General features: G+C 71.9%; 17 protein-coding genes. 8 read left to right on the top strand and 9 right to left on the bottom strand.

Translation table 11 applies throughout. The annotated features are described in order from the left end of the window. Window positions 1-9: 9 nt before the first annotated feature. Window positions 10-939 (top strand): poly-gamma-glutamate hydrolase family protein, encoded by a 930-nt coding sequence (locus ACF09C_RS24235; protein ID WP_392094170.1) that lies wholly within the window; start codon window positions 10-12, stop codon window positions 937-939. A gap of 152 nt (window positions 940-1,091) precedes the next feature. On the opposite strand, the gene ACF09C_RS24240 is transcribed toward ACF09C_RS24235, so the two are convergent. After that, on the bottom strand, window positions 1,092-2,918 hold the full coding sequence (locus tag ACF09C_RS24240) for a phosphoenolpyruvate carboxykinase (GTP) (protein ID WP_392094172.1): 1,827 nt from the start codon (window positions 2,916-2,918) through the stop codon (window positions 1,092-1,094). 193 nt (window positions 2,919-3,111) lie between these two features. On the opposite strand from ACF09C_RS24240, the gene ACF09C_RS24245 reads away from it, so the two are divergent. Then, window positions 3,112-3,804: a hemolysin III family protein gene (locus ACF09C_RS24245; protein ID WP_392094174.1), complete on the top strand. Its 693-nt coding sequence runs from the start codon at window positions 3,112-3,114 to the stop codon at window positions 3,802-3,804. On the opposite strand, the gene ACF09C_RS24250 is transcribed toward ACF09C_RS24245, so the two are convergent. Genes ACF09C_RS24250 through ACF09C_RS24260 form a run of 3 tightly spaced genes read right to left on the bottom strand, consistent with a single transcriptional unit; the run spans window position 3,801 to window position 6,003 of the window. Next, window positions 3,801-4,823, bottom strand: a complete 1,023-nt coding sequence (locus tag ACF09C_RS24250) for a glycoside hydrolase family 26 protein (protein WP_392094176.1) — start codon at window positions 4,821-4,823, stop codon at window positions 3,801-3,803. The genes ACF09C_RS24245 and ACF09C_RS24250 overlap by 4 nt on opposite strands. A gap of 1 nt (window position 4,824) precedes the next feature. Further along, on the bottom strand, window positions 4,825-5,469 hold the full coding sequence (locus tag ACF09C_RS24255; RefSeq protein WP_392094178.1) for a vitamin K epoxide reductase family protein: 645 nt from the start codon (window positions 5,467-5,469) through the stop codon (window positions 4,825-4,827). Between the two features lie 30 nt (window positions 5,470-5,499). Next, window positions 5,500-6,003 (bottom strand): DUF5949 family protein, encoded by a 504-nt coding sequence (locus tag ACF09C_RS24260; RefSeq protein ID WP_392094180.1) that lies wholly within the window; start codon window positions 6,001-6,003, stop codon window positions 5,500-5,502. Window positions 6,004-6,152: 149 nt separating this feature from the next. Here ACF09C_RS24260 and ACF09C_RS24265 point away from each other — a divergent pair, with 149 nt between their 5' ends. Together ACF09C_RS24265 and ACF09C_RS24270 are read left to right on the top strand one after the other, a co-directional pair. Continuing rightward, complete coding sequence (locus ACF09C_RS24265; protein WP_392094182.1) at window positions 6,153-6,560, top strand: tyrosinase family oxidase copper chaperone; 408 nt, start codon at window positions 6,153-6,155, stop codon at window positions 6,558-6,560. Further along, the gene (locus tag ACF09C_RS24270) at window positions 6,544-7,410 is read left to right on the top strand and encodes a tyrosinase family protein (RefSeq protein WP_392094184.1); all 867 of its coding nucleotides are present in this window, start codon (window positions 6,544-6,546) and stop codon (window positions 7,408-7,410) included. Before ACF09C_RS24265 ends, ACF09C_RS24270 begins: the two co-directional genes overlap by 17 nt. Window positions 7,411-7,467: 57 nt before the next feature. Here the strand turns inward: ACF09C_RS24270 and ACF09C_RS24275 are convergent, their stop codons facing one another. From ACF09C_RS24275 to ACF09C_RS24295, 5 genes are all read right to left on the bottom strand, one after another. Next, window positions 7,468-7,737, bottom strand: coding sequence for a chaplin (locus ACF09C_RS24275; RefSeq protein ID WP_392094185.1), 270 nt, complete (start codon window positions 7,735-7,737; stop codon window positions 7,468-7,470). A gap of 303 nt (window positions 7,738-8,040) precedes the next feature. Beyond that, window positions 8,041-8,517 carry a hypothetical protein gene (locus ACF09C_RS24280; RefSeq protein WP_392094187.1) on the bottom strand — a complete coding sequence of 159 codons (477 nt, stop codon included), beginning with the start codon at window positions 8,515-8,517 and terminating at the stop codon, window positions 8,041-8,043. 331 nt (window positions 8,518-8,848) lie between these two features. After that, window positions 8,849-9,112 carry a hypothetical protein gene (locus ACF09C_RS24285; RefSeq protein ID WP_392094188.1) on the bottom strand — a complete coding sequence of 88 codons (264 nt, stop codon included), beginning with the start codon at window positions 9,110-9,112 and terminating at the stop codon, window positions 8,849-8,851. Window positions 9,113-9,378: 266 nt separating this feature from the next. Further along, on the bottom strand, window positions 9,379-10,110 hold the full coding sequence (locus ACF09C_RS24290) for a hypothetical protein (RefSeq protein ID WP_392094189.1): 732 nt from the start codon (window positions 10,108-10,110) through the stop codon (window positions 9,379-9,381). Window positions 10,111-10,369: 259 nt separating this feature from the next. Next, window positions 10,370-10,609, bottom strand: coding sequence for a chaplin (locus ACF09C_RS24295; protein WP_362423506.1), 240 nt, complete (start codon window positions 10,607-10,609; stop codon window positions 10,370-10,372). Window positions 10,610-10,991: 382 nt separating this feature from the next. On the opposite strand from ACF09C_RS24295, the gene ACF09C_RS24300 reads away from it, so the two are divergent. Genes ACF09C_RS24300 through ACF09C_RS24315 form a run of 4 tightly spaced genes read left to right on the top strand, consistent with a single transcriptional unit; the run spans window position 10,992 to window position 15,919 of the window. Beyond that, window positions 10,992-12,050 (top strand): DUF3344 domain-containing protein, encoded by a 1,059-nt coding sequence (locus ACF09C_RS24300; RefSeq protein WP_392094191.1) that lies wholly within the window; start codon window positions 10,992-10,994, stop codon window positions 12,048-12,050. Beyond that, on the top strand, window positions 11,959-13,173 hold the full coding sequence (locus ACF09C_RS24305; RefSeq protein WP_392094192.1) for a glycosyltransferase: 1,215 nt from the start codon (window positions 11,959-11,961) through the stop codon (window positions 13,171-13,173). The genes ACF09C_RS24300 and ACF09C_RS24305 overlap by 92 nt, the downstream gene beginning before the upstream one ends. Continuing rightward, window positions 13,170-14,609 carry a sugar transferase gene (locus tag ACF09C_RS24310; protein WP_392094194.1) on the top strand — a complete coding sequence of 480 codons (1,440 nt, stop codon included), beginning with the start codon at window positions 13,170-13,172 and terminating at the stop codon, window positions 14,607-14,609. The genes ACF09C_RS24305 and ACF09C_RS24310 overlap by 4 nt, the downstream gene beginning before the upstream one ends. A gap of 2 nt (window positions 14,610-14,611) precedes the next feature. Continuing rightward, a complete protein-coding gene (locus ACF09C_RS24315) occupies window positions 14,612-15,919 on the top strand; it encodes an O-antigen ligase family protein (protein ID WP_392094196.1) in 1,308 nt (435 codons plus the stop codon). Window positions 15,920-16,167 lie beyond the last annotated feature (248 nt).

Below are 16,167 nucleotides of genomic sequence, written 5' to 3' on the forward strand. Positions count from 1 at the left end.
GTTCGAATCATGACCACGGATCACCCTTCCACCCCCCGCACCGCCTCCCGCCGCACGGTGCTCACCGCCTTCGCCGCCGCGGCCACGGCGGGCACGCCGCTCCTGGCCCAGCTGGGCTCCGCCACGCCCGCGCACGCGGCGACGGCAGCGGCGGCGGCCGATGTCGAGTACGCCTCGAACACCGTCCTGTACCGGGAGCTCGCCGGCCAGGAAGGCACCACCTTCAGCCGCCGCTTCCGCCGCCACGAGCAGTTCGACACCTCGATGACCGCCGTCGCCCCGTTCCGGCGGACCGCGATCCTCGCGCTGCACGGCGGCGGCATCGAGATCGGCACCAGCGAACTCTGCCTGGGCATCGCCGGGTACAGCCCGGGCGACGCCGCGGGCGCCCCGATCCTGCCGACCGTGCACGACTACTGGATGTTCGAGGGCCTGCTCTCCGCCGGCAACAAGGACCTGCACGTCACCTCGAAGAACTGCGACGACCACGTCGCGCTCGCGACGGCCGCGAGCCACCTCAACGTCCTCAGCCTGCACGGCTGTACGTTCGACCAGCTGCGGCTGCCCGCCGGCAGCTACCCGTCGGCGGGCGACCGCCGGGTGGCCGTCGTCGGCGGCCTCAACAAGGCCTTCCGTACCGCGCTCGTGACGGAGCTGAACGCGGCGGGCTTCCCGGCGATCGACTCCCTCGCCCCCGCCTGGGCCTCGCTCCTGTCGGAGTACAACGGCGACCACACCAACAACCCCTGCAACCGCACGATGCTCGGCATGGGCGCGCAGCTGGAGCTCACGACCGAGCTGCGCAAGAGCCTGTTCACCGACCCCGACAGCCGGGGCGGCCGGGCGGCCACCTGGGACAAGAACGGGGAGTTCGTGAAGTTCCGCGACGCCTGCCGCCGCGCCATCGAGACGGTCGAGGCGGGTCAGCCGCTGCTGTAGGGGCGAGACTGCACCGGCCCCCGGAGCCGTGAGGGGGCTCCGGGGGCCGGTGTGCATCGTGCCGAGCCGTTCGTGACCCCACTGGTCAGGGCGGCGTTTCGGGGCGACCCGGCACGAGTTCCGAGGCCGGCGCGGTGGCCGGCGCGGGGCGACTAGCCGAGGCGCTCGACCAGCGCGCGGTACTCGTCCCACAGCTCCTTGGGCGTGTGGTCACCGAAGGTGTTCAGGTGCTCGGGGACCAGGGCGGCCTCCTCGCGCCAGACCTCGCGGTCGACCTTGAGCAGGAAGTCCAGGTCCGCCGCGGGCAGGTCCAGGCCCTCGGTGTCGAGCGCGTCGGCGGTCGGCAGGATGCCGATCGGGGTCTCGACGCCCTCGGCCTTGCCCTCCAGGCGCTCCACGATCCACTTCAGGACGCGGCTGTTCTCGCCGAAGCCGGGCCAGACGAACTTCCCGGCCTCGTTCTTGCGGAACCAGTTGACGTAGTAGATCTTCGGGAGCTTGGACTGGTCCGCCTCCGCGCCGACCTTGATCCAGTGCGCCATGTAGTCGCCCATGTTGTAGCCGCAGAACGGCAGCATGGCGAACGGGTCGCGGCGCAGCTCGCCGACCTTGCCCTCGGCGGCGGCGGTCTTCTCGGAGGCGACGTTCGCACCGAGGAAGACACCGTGCTGCCAGCTGAAGGACTCGGTGACCAGCGGGACCGCGGAGGCGCGGCGGCCGCCGAACAGGATCGCCGAGATCGGCACGCCCTTCGGGTCCTCCCACTCCGGGGCGATGGTCGGGCACTGGCCGGCCGGGACGGTGAAACGGGCGTTCGGGTGGGCGGCCGGGGTCTCGGATCCCGGCGTCCAGTCGTTGCCCTTCCAGTCGGTGAGGTGGGCGGGCTCCTTCTCGGTCATGCCCTCCCACCACACGTCGCCGTCGTCGGTGAGCGCGACGTTGGTGAAGACGGAGTTGCCCCACAGGGTCTTCATGGCGTTGGCGTTGGTGTGCTCGCCGGTGCCGGGCGCGACGCCGAAGAAGCCGGCCTCGGGGTTGATCGCGTAGAGGCGGCCGTCCTCGCCGAAGCGCATCCAGGCGATGTCGTCGCCGATGGTCTCGACCGTCCAGCCGGAGATCGTGGGCTCCAGCATGGCGAGGTTGGTCTTGCCGCAGGCGGACGGGAAGGCGGCGGCGACGTACTTGGCCTCGCCCTGCGGCGGGGTCAGCTTGAGGACGAGCATGTGCTCGGCGAGCCAGCCCTCGTCACGCGCCATGACGGAGGCGATGCGCAGCGCGTAGCACTTCTTGCCGAGCAGGGCGTTGCCGCCGTAGCCGGAGCCGTAGGACCAGATCTCGCGGGTCTCGGGGAAGTGCGAGATGTACTTGGTGGAGTTGCAGGGCCACGGCACGTCCTCCTGGCCCTCTTCCAGGGGGGCGCCGAGCGTGTGGACGGCCTTGACGAAGAAGCCGTCGGTGCCGAGCTCGTCCAGGACGGCCTGTCCCATGCGGGTCATGGTGCGCATGGAGACGGCGACGTACGCGGAGTCGGTGATCTCGACGCCGATCGCGGAGAGCGGCGAGCCGACGGGGCCCATGCAGAAGGGCACGACGTACATCGTGCGGCCCTTCATGGAGCCGCGGAAGATGCCCTTCTCGCCCGCGAAGATGGCCTTCATCTCCGCCGGGGCCTTCCAGTGGTTGGTCGGGCCCGCGTCCTCCTCCTTCTCGGAGCAGATGAAGGTCCGGTCCTCGACGCGCGCGACGTCGGACGGGTCGGAGGCGGCGTAGTACGAGTTCGGGCGGAGCGTCGGGTCGAGCTTCTTGAAGGTGCCCTTGGCGACGAGCTCCTCGCACAGGCGCTCGTACTCGGCCTCGGATCCGTCGCACCAGACGATGCTGTCCGGCTGGGTGATCCCGGCGATCTCGTTCACCCAGGCGACCAGTTCCTGGTGCCGGGTGGGGACTGCGGTGGTGGGAGCCGCGTTGTCGCGCGCCACGATTGCTCCTTGATGAGGGGTTTAAGTTGTCTGCCCCGTGGGGGCTGCGACCCGGATGCGTCGTAGCTGCTCATCCGGTGCCGACCACACTCATTTGATCATCCGACGCATGCGCCCATATGTCCAGAGGGCCGCACACGTGAGCATCGCCACTCATATCGGAGACCTACGGAGGCGTAGGTAGCATCGACCCATGACTTCAGCCGCGCCGGACGCGACCCGGACAGAGCCCACCACGTCCCCTTCGCCGCACGGCCTGAAGCCGCGGCTGAGGGGCTGGCTGCACGCCGGCATGTTCCCCGCGGTGATCATCGCGGGCCTGACCCTCGTCGCCCTCTCCGACTCGCCCCGCGCGCGGATCGCCTGCGGGGTCTACGTCCTCACCGCCTGCCTGCTCTTCGGCATCAGCGCGCTCTACCACCGGGGCAACTGGGGCCCGCGCGGCGAGGCCGTCCTGCGGCGCCTGGACCACGCCAACATCTTCCTGATCATCGCGGGCACCTACACCCCGCTGACCCTGCTGCTCCTGCCCGACTCGACCGGCCGCCCGCTCATGTGGGCGGTCTGGGTGGCCGCGGCGGCGGGCATCGCCTTCCGGGTCTTCTGGGTCGGCGCCCCTCGCTGGCTGTACACGCCCTGCTACATCGCGATGGGCTGGGCCGCCGTCTTCTTCCTGCCCGACTTCATGCGGGCCGGCGGCATCGCCGTCCTCGTCCTCGTCATCGTCGGCGGGCTGCTCTACAGCGCGGGCGGGGTCATCTACGGCATCAAGCGCCCGAACCCGTCCCCGCGCTGGTTCGGCTTCCACGAGGTCTTCCACTCCTTCACCCTCGCCGCCTTCATCGTCCACTACGTCGGCATCTCGCTGGTCGCCTACAACGCCTAGGGCGTCGGCCCCAGCACACCTCTGACGACCTCCCCCGACTCCGGATTGTCCGCGCACCCCCACACCCCGTGGGGGCAGTAGTCCGTGAACGTCTGGTAGACCGGCCGGTACCGCGCGAACCAGTCGAGCATCCCGCGCACGTACGCAGGGTTGTCCCCGTTGCGGAAGAGCCCCCACTCCGGATAAGAGACGGGCTTGCCGTGCGCCGCCGCGAACCGCACATGGTGCGCGAGCCCGAACTCCTCCGTCACCTGCTCCTCGAAGCCGAGCCCCTCGGGCTGGTCGTAGGCGTCGAGCCCGATGATGTCGACGTACGCGTCGCCGGGATAGCAGCGCGGCCACTCCACCGCGTCCCGCCCCCGGCTCGCCGTGAAGTCGAACCGGAACCGCTGCCCCGGCACCGCCCGCAGCACCCCCACGACCCGCTTCCAGTACGCCTTCCACGCCTCGGGGTCGGGGCCGCAGCGATGGCTGTAGGTGGTGCCGTTCATCTCCCAGCCGAGGACCAGGACCGCGTCCGCAAGCCGGTGCGCGACGAGCCGCTCCCCCAGCGTGCGGAAGTGGGCGTCGAACGCGCCCGCCGCCCCGCTCCGCAGCCCCGCCCTCACCTCGGCGTCCGGCAGCCCGGCCTCGCTGCGGTCGAGCAGCGGCACGTTCAGGACGAAGAGCCGCCCCGGCCCCTCCTCCTTCCACCGCGCCCACGGCTCGAAGAGCTCCGCGTGGCCCTCGATGTTGGACCACCGGTCGCCCGGGAGGTAGGTGTGCCCGACGGTCAGCGACGCGTCGCCGCCGAGCCAGCGCTGCACCTCGGCGATCCGCGCCACCCCGGCCGCGTCGGAACCGGTGAAGAACCCGGAGGGAACGTTCCACCGCTCCGGTACGGCCCCGGGCTCGGCCCCCGACCCGGCGTCCGGCGCGGGACCGGGCGGCGCGATCCGCCCGGCGGGCAGGACGACGAGCGCGAGAACGGCCGCGAGCAGCACGGTCAGTGCGGCCCGCGGCCAGGAGAAGAAGGTCACGTCAGCTGGTCCAGAAGTCCCACCAGCGCGTCAGGATCAGCATGCCGATGATCCCGACGTGCAGCACCGGCAGGGCGAAGGTGAACTCCTCGAAGAACCCCTTCACCGCCGCGGGCGCCGGCAGCACGCCCGTACGGACGTTGTGCGAGGTCACGTACCAGAACATGACGAGAGTGGCGACCCAGGCCAGGCAGCACCAGAGACAGAGGGCGTTGATCTCGTACAGCGACTGGTACATCAGCCAGGTACAGAACCCGACGCCGAACAGCATCCCGGCGTTGAGCCCGAGCCAGAACCAGCCGCGGTAGCGCGCCCCCGCGAGCACCCCGGCCCCGATCGCGACGACCATCGCGTACGTCACGAGGCCGAGCATCGGGTTGGGGAAGCCGAAGACCGCCGCCTGCTCGCTCTTCATGATGTTGCCGCAGGACACGACCGGGTTCAGACTGCAGCCCGGCTGGAAGTTCGGGTCCTCCAGGAGCTTGAACTTGTCGAGCGTGATCACCCAGCCGGCCAGCACCCCGGCCGCCCCGGTGATCATCAGGAGCACACCGAGCGCCCGGCTCGCGCCGACCGTCCCCGGCGTCTCCCGCGACTCCTCCTGGCGCTGCCCGGGCACCGAGCCCCGTACGTTCACCGTCGCCATGCCGCCACCCCCTTCTCCTTCGCTCCGGGCTCAGCCCTGCAGGCTCCGCACCGGCAGCAGGACGTGCGCGGCGGCCGCCACGACCTGGTCGTCGGTGACGAAGGACTTCAGCTTCTGCTCGGTGAGCACCTCACCGGGCACGGCCTCCGGCCAGGGGCGCACGGAGACGATCAGGTAGGCGTGCCCGTTCTCCTTGACGGCCGCCTCCCACTCCGCGGGCACCGGGCACTGGGCCTTCATGAACGGCAGCGTGAGCACCGCCCGCTGCGCCTCGACGAGCAGATGGGCACCGGTCCCGCGCTCCTGCGAGGCGTCGACGACCCGGCCCCCGACCGGCAGGCCCATGCCCTCCAGGGCGGCCCGCATCCCCTCCTCGCCGGCCTCGGGGCCGTCACGGCCGTCCCCGAGCGAATACACCATCAGAAACGGGGTGACGGGGGTGTCGGCGGTGGGACCGATGGTCCACGGAACGACGGTGAGCGTTCCCAGCGGATTGTCGCTGCGCGCCGCGGAAACGACGTTTGGAGTGGTCATGCATCCGGATGCTAGGGGCGAACGGCCGCCCGCCCGAGCCGAATTCACTCGATCGGCCGACATTCCCTCCCACGGCTTTTCGCTCGAAACAAAGTCGGGATTCCATCGTTGTGCCCTGAGGGCATTCTCCGACCGTTTGGAGACCATTCATGATCGTCCCGCGCCGTGTCGCACTGCGGTCCCTCTTCACCGTGGCCGTGGCCGCCTTCACCGGCGGCGCCCTGGCCCGCATCGCCACCACCCCGGGCGACCGCCCCACCCGAGCAGCGTCGCCCGACGGCTTCGACGGCTTCGACGAGACGTATCGGGGGCGGCACATCCGGGGACTGGCCGGGCCATCGGGCGAGCCGCTCGTCCTCGTCGACGGTCGGCCGCTCCATGTGATGCGCCGCGCCGACGGCAGTTTCCTGACCCCCATCGACCACTACGAGTCCCATACGACACCGCTGGCGGCCACCCGCGCGGCCGTGGACGAGCTGGGGTCCGCCCCGCTGACCCGCTACGCCGCCGCCCACGGCGTCCATCCGGGAGGGAGCCCGCGTGGCCTACACACGTAAGAACCAGCGCGATCTGACGAGCGCCGAGCGGAAGCGGTTCGTCTCCGCCGTCCTGGAGCTCAAGCGCACCGGGGTGTACGACGAGTTCGTCCGGACGCACATCGACTACTACGTCGCCGACGGCGACAACAAGCTCCGCGTCGCCCACATGACGCCCAGCTTCCTGCCCTGGCACCGCAAGTTCCTGCTGGAGTTCGAGCGCGCGCTGCGCCGGATCGACCCGAGCGTCACCGTCCCGTACTGGGACTGGACCGAGGACAACACCCCGGCCGCCTCCCTGTGGGGCGAGGACTTCATGGGCGGCAACGGCCGCCGTTCCGACCTCCAGGTGACCACCGGCCCCTTCGCCTACGCGGGCGGGCGCTGGACGATCAAGCACGCGATGACCGAAGGCGCCTTTCTGACCAGGGACTTCGGCCGACCCCAGGATCCGATCACGCTGCCGACGCGCGCGCAGCTCGACGCGGTGATGCGGGAGACGGTGTACGACGTTGAGCCGTGGAACTCCACGAGCCGCTCGGGGTTCCGCAACACGCTGGAGGGCTGGGCCCCGGGCCGTGGCAACGAACGGTTCCGGATCCACAACCGGGTGCACCGCTGGGTCGGCGGTCTGATGCTCGGCGGCGCCTCCGTCAACGATCCGGTCTTCTGGCTCCACCACTCCTTCGTCGACCTGGTCTGGTCGCGCTGGCAGGCACGCAACCCGCGGGCCGGCTATCTGCCGACGGAGCCGCCGCAGTTGGGCGAGTCGCAGTACCGCCGGATCGCGGCCCGCGACGAGAAGATGGGCCCCTGGGGTGTCACGCCCGCCTCGATGCTCGAGCACAGCGCGATCTACCGGTACGCATGACGCGGACGTCCCCCCGGCCGAGCGGCCGGGGGGACGTCAGGTCCTGGTACGGAAACCTCAGCCGCCGTAGCCGCCGTCACCGTGGCCGTCGACGTTGGCGCAGGAGTTGCCGAACGCCGGGTTGATCAGGCCGATGACCGTGACGGTGTTGCCGCACAGGTTGACCGGAACGTGGACCGGGACCTGGACGGCGTTGCCCGAGGCGACGCCGGGCGAGTGGGCGGCGACGCCCTGGGCGCCCGAGTCGGCGACGGCCAGCCCGGCTCCGCTGAGGGCAACGGCACCCGTGCCGGCGAGAACAGCGGCAGCCTTCGCGATGCGAGACATCAAGAACTCCTTGGACGTGGAAAGACAGCCGCGAGAATCACGGCCGACATTCCCGTTCAACGCCGAAATGGCGCACGGGTCACGGCCTGTAGGCCGTACGGGACGAAAGAACGGCGGAAGGGGTGGGGGAAGGCCCGCAGAACCGGTGGACCGCCCGCCGTCGGATACGACGGAACGAGCCCGGGGAACTGCGGGCCACGGCCATGCGACCAGCCTTCAGTTGTAACGAACAACGACCCCTCGGGTGGCGGGGAAGAATCGTGTCTTCACCCGCCGGGTCATTGGTCGTACAAACGAACGCGGTCAGGCCGTCGGCTGCGCCAGACCCAACTGCGAGCCCAGCGCTCCGCGCAGTGCCGGCGCGACGACCCCGACCTCCGGCACGGCGAGGTCCGGCAGCCCGAGCCGGTCACCGCGCGGCGCGACGACCGGGTTGCCGACGGTGGCACCGGGGGTCGCGGCCGCCATCTCCGAGCGCGGGGTGGTGAACAGGGCCTTGCCCGGCTCGCTGCCCTCGACGACCTCGGGCAGCTGCGCGGCGAGGACGGTCTCCGGGAGCGTGCTGGTGAACGGCACCCGCGGCAGGCTGACGTCCGGCAGCAGCCCGGCCTGCCCCTCCTGGAAGCCGGTCGGTCCGCCCGGAACCGGCAGCGGAACCCCGGTGGCCACCGTGGGGGCGTCCATCGGGATCACCGGCTCCAGTCCCTGGAGCGGGACGACGACCGGCGCGTCGGCGGCGACGGCCGGGGAGGCCATGGCTGCGGAGGCGAGAGCGGTCACGAGGATTCCCAAGCCGGCGTGAGAGCGCAGATTCATGGCTGCGTAGGCCCTTCAGAGCAGGTGTCGACGGTACAGAGGTACTGCGCCCTGAGAACGAGCCCGACGGAGCGAACGTCGCGAAATTCCCCTGTGTGCAGCAACGCGAAGGTCCCCACCGGTGAGGGTGGGGACCTTGGTTGACGCCCACACGACAGTCGATCCGAATGTCATTCAATCGGATGATCGCTATGGATAGGGGTGTGCGCTCGGCGCGAACAGCCACCCGGGCCGGGGGACGAGGGGTCCGCCGCGCTAGGGAAGTGCGCGGTGCGGCACTGCCGCTGAGGAGGCGTCAGCCACCGATGGGGAGTCCGCCGAGCAGGGGCGCGCTCTGGGTCGTCTTGTTCAGCTGGTCCGCGGTGTCCCCCACGGTCTTGACCACAGAGCCGTCCGTCGTGCTGCTCAGCGCGTCCGACTTCAGGCCCTCGCTGGCGAGGGTCGAGAGGCCACCGTTCAGGTTGGTGGGGGTCATCGCCTCGGCGGCCATGGCGGGCGCGGCGGCACCCAGGGCCATCACAGAACCGGCTACGACCGCGGCGACCTTGGTGGGCTTCATGAATGCGAGTCCTTCCTCTGGGGCGTCATGGCGCAAGCAAGTCGCTTGCCGTACAGGCCTCTTGGCCGATTCCTGCACGTGGTTGTGTCTTCTGTAACGAGAGGTGCGCGCCCCGGAAACTCCGGGAGGAGGGATTTCTGCTCACTGCACTCGAATGACTGGGCGCGGTCCTATTTGCGGACCGGGCGGGGCCGAACAGCCGAACGCCGTGCCGTCCGGCGGGAGGCCGGGCGGCACGGCGTGGGTGGTACGGCCGGGGGCCGCGCCTACCTGACGGGCAGCGAGGGCGGCGTGACCGGCAGTTCGACGGGCGGGTCGACCGGGAGCTCGGGCACCTCGACCGGGAGGGTCGGCAGCGTCGGCAGGCCGGCCAGGTCCGGGGCGGGCAGCCCGCTGCCGAGGACCGTGGCGACGACGACGTTGACCAGCGCGGTCAGGGTCGCGGTGACCTGCGGGACGACACCGGCGGCGTCGCCGGAGGTGACCGCGGCGAGCAGCGCGGCGACGGCCTTCTCCACGGTGGCGAGGGCGTCGGCGACGATGTCGGCCGGAGCGGCCTTCACGTACCTCGCGCCGGCGGCGCCGACCGGGAGGGTCGGGGTCTGGACGGCGGGTGCCGGCACGGCCGGGGCCTGCACGGCCGGGGCCTCGACCGCCGGGGTCTCGGGCAGCGGGGCCGGGACGGTGCCCTTCGCTTCGGCGACGGCCGCCGCGATCTTGGTCTTGAGGGCCTCCGCGTCGGCGGCCGGGAGCTGGCCGTTGTCGGCCTTGAGGACGGCCTCGAGGAGCTCCGTGACCGGGGCGGTCACCGAGCTCATGGAGCCCAGGGCCTCGGCCTGGGCGAGGAGCGCGGCAGCGTTCGGCAGGGGCGCCTGCACGGCCGGGGCGGTGACGCGGGAGGGGCGGTGGTCGTCGGCGAGGGCGGGTCCCGCCGTGCCGAGGGCGATGGCGGCGGATATCGCCAGGGCGGTGATGCGGCTGAGAGCCAGGGGACGCATATTTGTTCCTTTTCCGTATGCGTCGGACAACAACGCCACCACCGTGTCCTGCCGACATAGCGCTCAGCAACCGGAGGACTACGGAGCGCCACCCCCTCCGTTCGGGTGAATCCACTGCGCTGACCTGCTCCTCCGAGGGGCGTACGCCGTTGCACCGGACGGCGCACGAGGGTGCGTCCGAACGAGCAGAAGGCCGGCGCGCCGCCCGGGAATGGGGCGGCGCGCCGGCCTCGGAAGGACCACGATCCGGCGTGCGAGATCAGGCGTTGACGCAGGTGTTGCCGAAGGCCGGGTTCAGGGCGCCGATGACGCTGACGGTGTTGCCGCACAGGTTGACCGGCACGTGCACCGGGACCTGGACGAGGTTGCCGGACAGCACGCCCGGGGACTTCACGGCCGCGCCCTCGGCGCCGGCGTCGGCAAGGGCGACACCGGAGGCACCCGCGACGGACGCGGCGACACCCACGGACAGGACTACAGCCTTCGCGATACGGGACATGGAGAAGCGCTCCTCGATTGTTGACAGACCAGTGAGACGGCACGGACGGAATCGCCCGGCTCCTTCAACAACGCTCCGGCAATTCATCGGTTGCTCTCCCGAACGGGTGACGTTCAACCGATCTTTGGGCCATAGGAGGGTCGTTCGAGCGTGTGGCCGAGAAACGGCGCAACACGCTCAACGAGGAAACTGCCGACTGGGTGCGGGAGTTAGCGTTTCCGAGCATCTAATGCTTACTATCACCCGGCGTCGGGGTTATAACGTTCCCGAACGTTGCTTCCGGTCCAGCCGCGCGTTGACGCTTTACACGCGGTCGACATCTCCCTCTCCCCCGGTCTTCACGGGTGTTCCCTTGCTTCTCTCATCAAAGCGGAGAACCTCTATGCGGAATTCAGCGGTTCATGCTGTGCGCCGCGGCCTGTTGTGCGCGCTGTCGTGTGCGGCCCTGTCCGCCGCGCTGCCGGCGGTCGCCACGCCCCAGCCCAAGGAAGCCCCCCGCGTCCCCTTCGCCCAGCGCTACCAGGCGGTCCAGCACGGCGGGATCGTCCGCGCCGCCAACACCTCGGCCACGGCCAAGGACGCCACGAGCGCGGGCACGCGCAACGACGGCTTCGCCATCGGCTACGTCGACGTGGACAGCGACCCCAACACGTACAACTCCAGCAGGGCCGAGCTCCGGGTCCCGGCGGGCTCACGGGTCAGCTACGCGCGGCTCTACTGGGGCGGCAACCTTCGGGTCGGCGAGCAGAAGCCGCACAAGGACAACGGCCGGGTCCTGATCGCCGAGCCCGGGGGCCAGTACAAGGCGGTCCTCGCCGACACCACGATCGGCCACCGCACGGCGGACGGCGCCGACGCCTTCCAGGCCTCGGCGGACGTCACCGAACTCGTCCGCTCGGCGGAGCCGGGGATGTGGACGGTGGCCCAGGTGAACGTCGCCATGGGGCGGTCGGCGGTCGGCGGATGGGGTGGCTGGACGCTGGTCGTCGCGTACGAGAACGCGGCGGAACCGCTCCGCCGGCTGGCCCTCTGGGACGGTTTCGAAACGATCGGCCCGCAGACCGGCGCACTGCGCGTCGGACTTGCGGAAACGGCTGTTCCGAAGGGTGCTTCGGGACAACTCGGAGTGGTCGCCTATGACGGCGACAGGGGCACTTCCGGGGATTATCTCGCGGTGGAAACGAGCGGGACGCGGAGTGTCCTGATCTCGGATTACGCCAATTCCGCCGACGACGTGATGAACTCCAGCATCACCGATTTCGGCGCCGGTCGGACGGACCGGCTTCCGGCTCATCAGAACACCCTGGGGTACGACTCCGACGTCTTCGATCTGGGGGGAGCGCTGCGCCATGGGGCCGACCGATTCCACGTCCGCTTCGGCGCCCGCAAGGACACCGTCTGGCTCGGCGCGCTCTTCCTCCAGGCGGACGTCCGGCGCTGACGTGCCGCCGGTCTCCGTGCTGCACGCGGTCCAGCCCGGCGAGGGCGGGGTCGCGCGGGTCGTCGTCGACCTGGTGCGCGCCCAGCTCGGCGCGGGTCTTCGGGTGGCCGTCGCCTGCCCGCCGGGCAGCGCGCTCGCCGAGGCCGTACGGGCCGAGGGAGCCGCGCTGTTCGACTGGCGGGCCGGGCGCGACCCCGGGCCCCGTCTGGTCCGGGAGACCCGGGACCTCGCGGCGGTGATCCGTACGGTCCGCCCCGAGCTGGTCCACGCGCACAGCGCGAAGGCCGGCCTGTGCGCCCGGCTCGCCCTGCGCGGGCGGGTCCCGACGGTGTACCAGCCGCACGCCTGGTCGTTCGAGGCGGTCGACGGCACGGTCGGCGCGCTGGCCCGCCGCTGGGAGGTGTGGGCGGCGCGCTGGACGCACCGGATCGTGTGCGTCAGCGAGGCAGAACGCCGTACCGGCGAGACGGCCGGTGTCCGGGCGCCGTGGTCGGTCATCCACAACGGGGTCGACGTGGCGCGGTTCGCGCCGGACGGTCCCGCGGAGACAGGGAACGACGGCGGGCCCACCGTCGTCTGTGTCGGGCGGCTGTGCCGGCAGAAGGGGCAGGACGTCCTGCTCTCCGCCTGGCCGGCGGTCCTGGAACAGGTGCCCACCGCATGTCTCGTCCTTGTCGGCGACGGGCCCGACGGGGAGCGGCTGCGGGCCTCCGCTCCGCCGTCCGTGCGGTTCACCGGGAACGTCGACGACACCGCGCCCTGGTACCGGGCGGCCGATCTCGTCGTCCTGCCGTCCCGCTGGGAGGGCATGGCGCTCGCACCGCTCGAAGCGATGGCGAGCGGACGGCCCGTCGTGGTCACCGATGTGGACGGGGCCCGGGAGAGCCTCCCGCCCGGCCATGAACCCCTGTGCCTGGTCCCGCCCGAGGACCCGGCCGCCCTCGCCACCGCCGTCGGCCGCCTGCTGGGCGGTCCCGAGCGGCGGCGGGCCATGGGCCGCGAGGCCCACGAACACGTACTCAGCAGATTCGATGTGCGGCGCACCGGCGCGGCCGTCGCGGACGTGTACCGCGAGCTGGCCGGAGTGCGGTGCACCGAGCACAGAGAGCCGATTTCGTCGTGACAACGGAAAGCACCAGCGTTCCTCCTTCGCCGGGCCCCTGGCCCTCGGCGGGCCGGGGCAAGCTCCCCGGTCTCGCCTCCCTCGCGCCGCAGCGCGCCGGTTCCGACCGGCTCGCGCTGCCGCCGCGCCGTCCCGCGCCACTGCGGTTCGCCGCCGTGCCGCTGATCACGGCGGATGTCCTGGCCGTGCTCCTCGCGGTCGGGCTGCTGCCCGAACCGCAGCGCGGACTCTGGCTGTTCCTGCTGGTCGGCGGGTGCGTCCTGGTCCTGGACGCGGCCGCGGGGCTGCACCGGCCGGGCGGTGCCCGGGCGGCCGTCCTGGACGAACTGCCCGCGCTCGCCGCGCGGGCCGGGGTCGCCTGGTCCGTGACGGCCGCGGCCGTCGCCGCGTTCACGCCCGAGCGCGTCATCGGCCCGGGCGCGCTCTGCACGGCGTACGCGACGCAGCTCGTGGCGGTCTGCGCGGCGCGCGCCGCGGTGCACGCCCTACGGCGGCGCGCGGCCCGGGCGCATCCGCGCTCCGCGCTGGTCGTCGGCGATCCGGCCGCCGCCCGCGGGTTCGCGTCGGCGCTGGCGCAGCACCCGGAGTACGGCATCCGGCCGGTCGGGATCGTCGGTGCGCGGCCGGACGGCGAGCCCGGGTTCCCGGTCCTGTCCTCGGCCGAGGAGATCCACCGGGCGGTCATCCAGAACACGGTGCGCGACGCGGTCTTCCTGACCGACGACCCGAGCATGGTGACGTTGTTCCAGCACTACGGCTGTGCCACCTGGCGGGTGGGCGGCGAGGGCCAGGACGGGGCCATGGGCGACCACCTCTGGGGGTACGCCTGCCGTCGTGTGGTCCCGCTGGGCGAGCGGCCCGGGCTGACCGCGAAGCGCGCGCTCGACGTGGTCCTGGCCGGTCCCGCGCTGGCGCTGGCCCTGCCGGTGTTGCTGCTGTGCGCACTGGCGGTCCGGCTCTCCGACGGGCCCGGGGTGCTCTTCCGGCAGGAGCGGGTGGGGCAGAACGGGCGGCTGTTCACGCTGCTGAAGTTCCGTACGCTGCGCCCGGCCGACGAGACCGAGTCGGCGACCCGGTGGAGCGTGGCCAACGACGGGCGGATGAGCCCGGTCGGCGGCTTCCTGCGGAAGTCCTCGCTCGACGAGCTGCCGCAGCTGTGGAACGTGCTGCGCGGCGACATGAGCCTGGTCGGGCCGCGGCCCGAACGGCCGTACTTCGTGGCCCAGTTCAGCCGCATCCACGCCGGATACGCGGACCGGCACCGGATGCCGGTCGGGCTGACCGGTCTGGCGCAGGTGCACGGGCTGCGCGGCGACACGTCCATCGAGGACCGCTGCCGCTTCGACAACCACTACATCGACCACTGGTCGCTCTGGCAGGACGTCAGGATTCTGCTGCGTACCGCGGCGGGTCTGGTCCGGCCGACGGGGAGCTGATGATGACGACGGCGGCGATGCCCGGGGTGCTGCCGGCGGCGGCCGGGACCACCGAGGTACGGGACTGGGCGCGCCGGGTCTGGGCGCTCTCTCCGGTGCTCGCCGTGATCGCGCTGCTGCTCGTCCCCGGCGGGGGCGGCGCGGAGGGCGGCACGGGCGGGACGGGGACGATCGCGGACGCGGCGTCCGGGCTGCTCGTGCTGGTCTGCCTGGTGCGCGTGCTGCGGTCCGGGGCGCGGCCGTTGAGCCGTGCGGCGGCGGTGGTGCTCGGGCTGCCGGTGTGCGGGATCTGCCTGGCGGCGATCACGTCGGGCGACCCGGCGGCGAGCCTGCCGGGCGTGGCCCGGTACGTGCAGATCTTCGTGCTCGTGCCGGCGGCCGTGCTCCTGATGATCCGCGACCGCCGGGACTTCGCGGTGGTCGCGTGGGCGCTGGTCGGTCTGGCGCTGCTGCAGGGCGCGGTCGGGGTCACCCAGTACCTGACCGGGACGGGCGCGTCGTACCAGGGCGAGGACATCCGGGCGGTCGGGACGTTCGGGCCGACGGACGTGATGGGCATGGCGACCGTCGTCTCGTACGGCCTGGTCGTCGTCGTCGGGATCGCGCTGGGGAGCGGGCGGGGGCGGGCCAGGACCGTGGCCCTGGTCTGCGCCGGTCTGCTCTTCCTGCCGCTGGTCCTGTCGTTCAGCCGGGGCGCGTGGATCGCGACGGTGCTGGCACTGGCGATCCAGCTGGCGGTGTCGGGGCTGCGACGGGCCGGGCGGGTGGCGCTCGTCGTGGGCGCGCTCGGGGTGGTCCTGGTCGGCGGACTCGGGGTGGGCTCGGCGATGGTGAAGGAGCGGGTCGCCAGCATCACGCAGGTGGCGGGCGCGCCGGACCAGTCGGTGACCGACCGGTACACGATGTGGGCGGCGGCGGGGCGGATGTGGGCGTCGGATCCGCTGACGGGGGTGGGGCTGAAGGGCTTCCCCGCGTACCGCGACTCGCACGCCTCGCTCGCGCTGTCCTCGGGCAGTGACACGGCGGGGGCCGGTGCGGCGTTCCGCAAGCAGCCGCTGCTCTCCCCGCACAACATGTACCTGCTCGTGCTGAGCGAGCAGGGCCTCATCGGGCTCCTTGCGCTCGCGGGGAGCTGGCTGGCGCTGCTCGTGGGCGCGGTGCGGCGGATGGGCCTGATCGCGATCGGGCTGCTGTCGTGGCAGCTCATCGACTTCTTCTACGCGGACATCGGTGGGCCTTCGACGGTCCTGATGTCGGTGGTGCTCGGGCTCGCGGCCTGGTGGTCGCCGGCGGAGGTGAAACGTGCGTGATCCGTGGGGCGGTGAGCCCGAGTCCACGGACCGGGTGCCGCCTCCGGAGACGCCCGGGGAGCCCGGTACGCCCGTCTGGGCGGACCCGTGGTCCCCGGGCGTCCGGCGCTGGGCGGGCACGACGGCCCAGGTCCCGCACGGCGGTGCGGGGCTCGCCCCGGTCGCCGGGACCGCCGGGCCGCTGCCGCCCGCCGTGACGTACCCGGAGGACTGGCGGCCGCGCGGCCTGCGCGGCGACGGCCCCTCGC

It is taken from the genome of Streptomyces sp. NPDC014870 (assembly GCF_043081505.1).
Taxonomy (GTDB): domain Bacteria; phylum Actinomycetota; class Actinomycetes; order Streptomycetales; family Streptomycetaceae; genus Streptomyces.

What these genes read in the sequence shown, in the direction of transcription:
- ACF09C_RS24235 (WP_392094170.1), top strand. Translation starts at nt 10, where the DNA reads ATGACCACGGATCACCCTTCCACCCCCCGCACCGCCTCCCGCCGCACG.
- ACF09C_RS24245 (WP_392094174.1), top strand. Translation starts at nt 3,112, where the DNA reads ATGACTTCAGCCGCGCCGGACGCGACCCGGACAGAGCCCACCACGTCC.
- ACF09C_RS24255 (WP_392094178.1), bottom strand. Translation starts at nt 5,469, where the DNA reads ATGGCGACGGTGAACGTACGGGGCTCGGTGCCCGGGCAGCGCCAGGAG.
- ACF09C_RS24260 (WP_392094180.1), bottom strand. Translation starts at nt 6,003, where the DNA reads ATGACCACTCCAAACGTCGTTTCCGCGGCGCGCAGCGACAATCCGCTG.
- ACF09C_RS24265 (WP_392094182.1), top strand. Translation starts at nt 6,153, where the DNA reads ATGATCGTCCCGCGCCGTGTCGCACTGCGGTCCCTCTTCACCGTGGCC.
- ACF09C_RS24275 (WP_392094185.1), bottom strand. Translation starts at nt 7,737, where the DNA reads ATGTCTCGCATCGCGAAGGCTGCCGCTGTTCTCGCCGGCACGGGTGCC.
- ACF09C_RS24285 (WP_392094188.1), bottom strand. Translation starts at nt 9,112, where the DNA reads ATGAAGCCCACCAAGGTCGCCGCGGTCGTAGCCGGTTCTGTGATGGCC.
- ACF09C_RS24290 (WP_392094189.1), bottom strand. Translation starts at nt 10,110, where the DNA reads ATGCGTCCCCTGGCTCTCAGCCGCATCACCGCCCTGGCGATATCCGCC.
- ACF09C_RS24295 (WP_362423506.1), bottom strand. Translation starts at nt 10,609, where the DNA reads ATGTCCCGTATCGCGAAGGCTGTAGTCCTGTCCGTGGGTGTCGCCGCG.
- ACF09C_RS24300 (WP_392094191.1), top strand. Translation starts at nt 10,992, where the DNA reads ATGCGGAATTCAGCGGTTCATGCTGTGCGCCGCGGCCTGTTGTGCGCG.
- ACF09C_RS24305 (WP_392094192.1), top strand. Translation starts at nt 11,959, where the DNA reads ATGGGGCCGACCGATTCCACGTCCGCTTCGGCGCCCGCAAGGACACCG.
- ACF09C_RS24315 (WP_392094196.1), top strand. Translation starts at nt 14,612, where the DNA reads ATGACGACGGCGGCGATGCCCGGGGTGCTGCCGGCGGCGGCCGGGACC.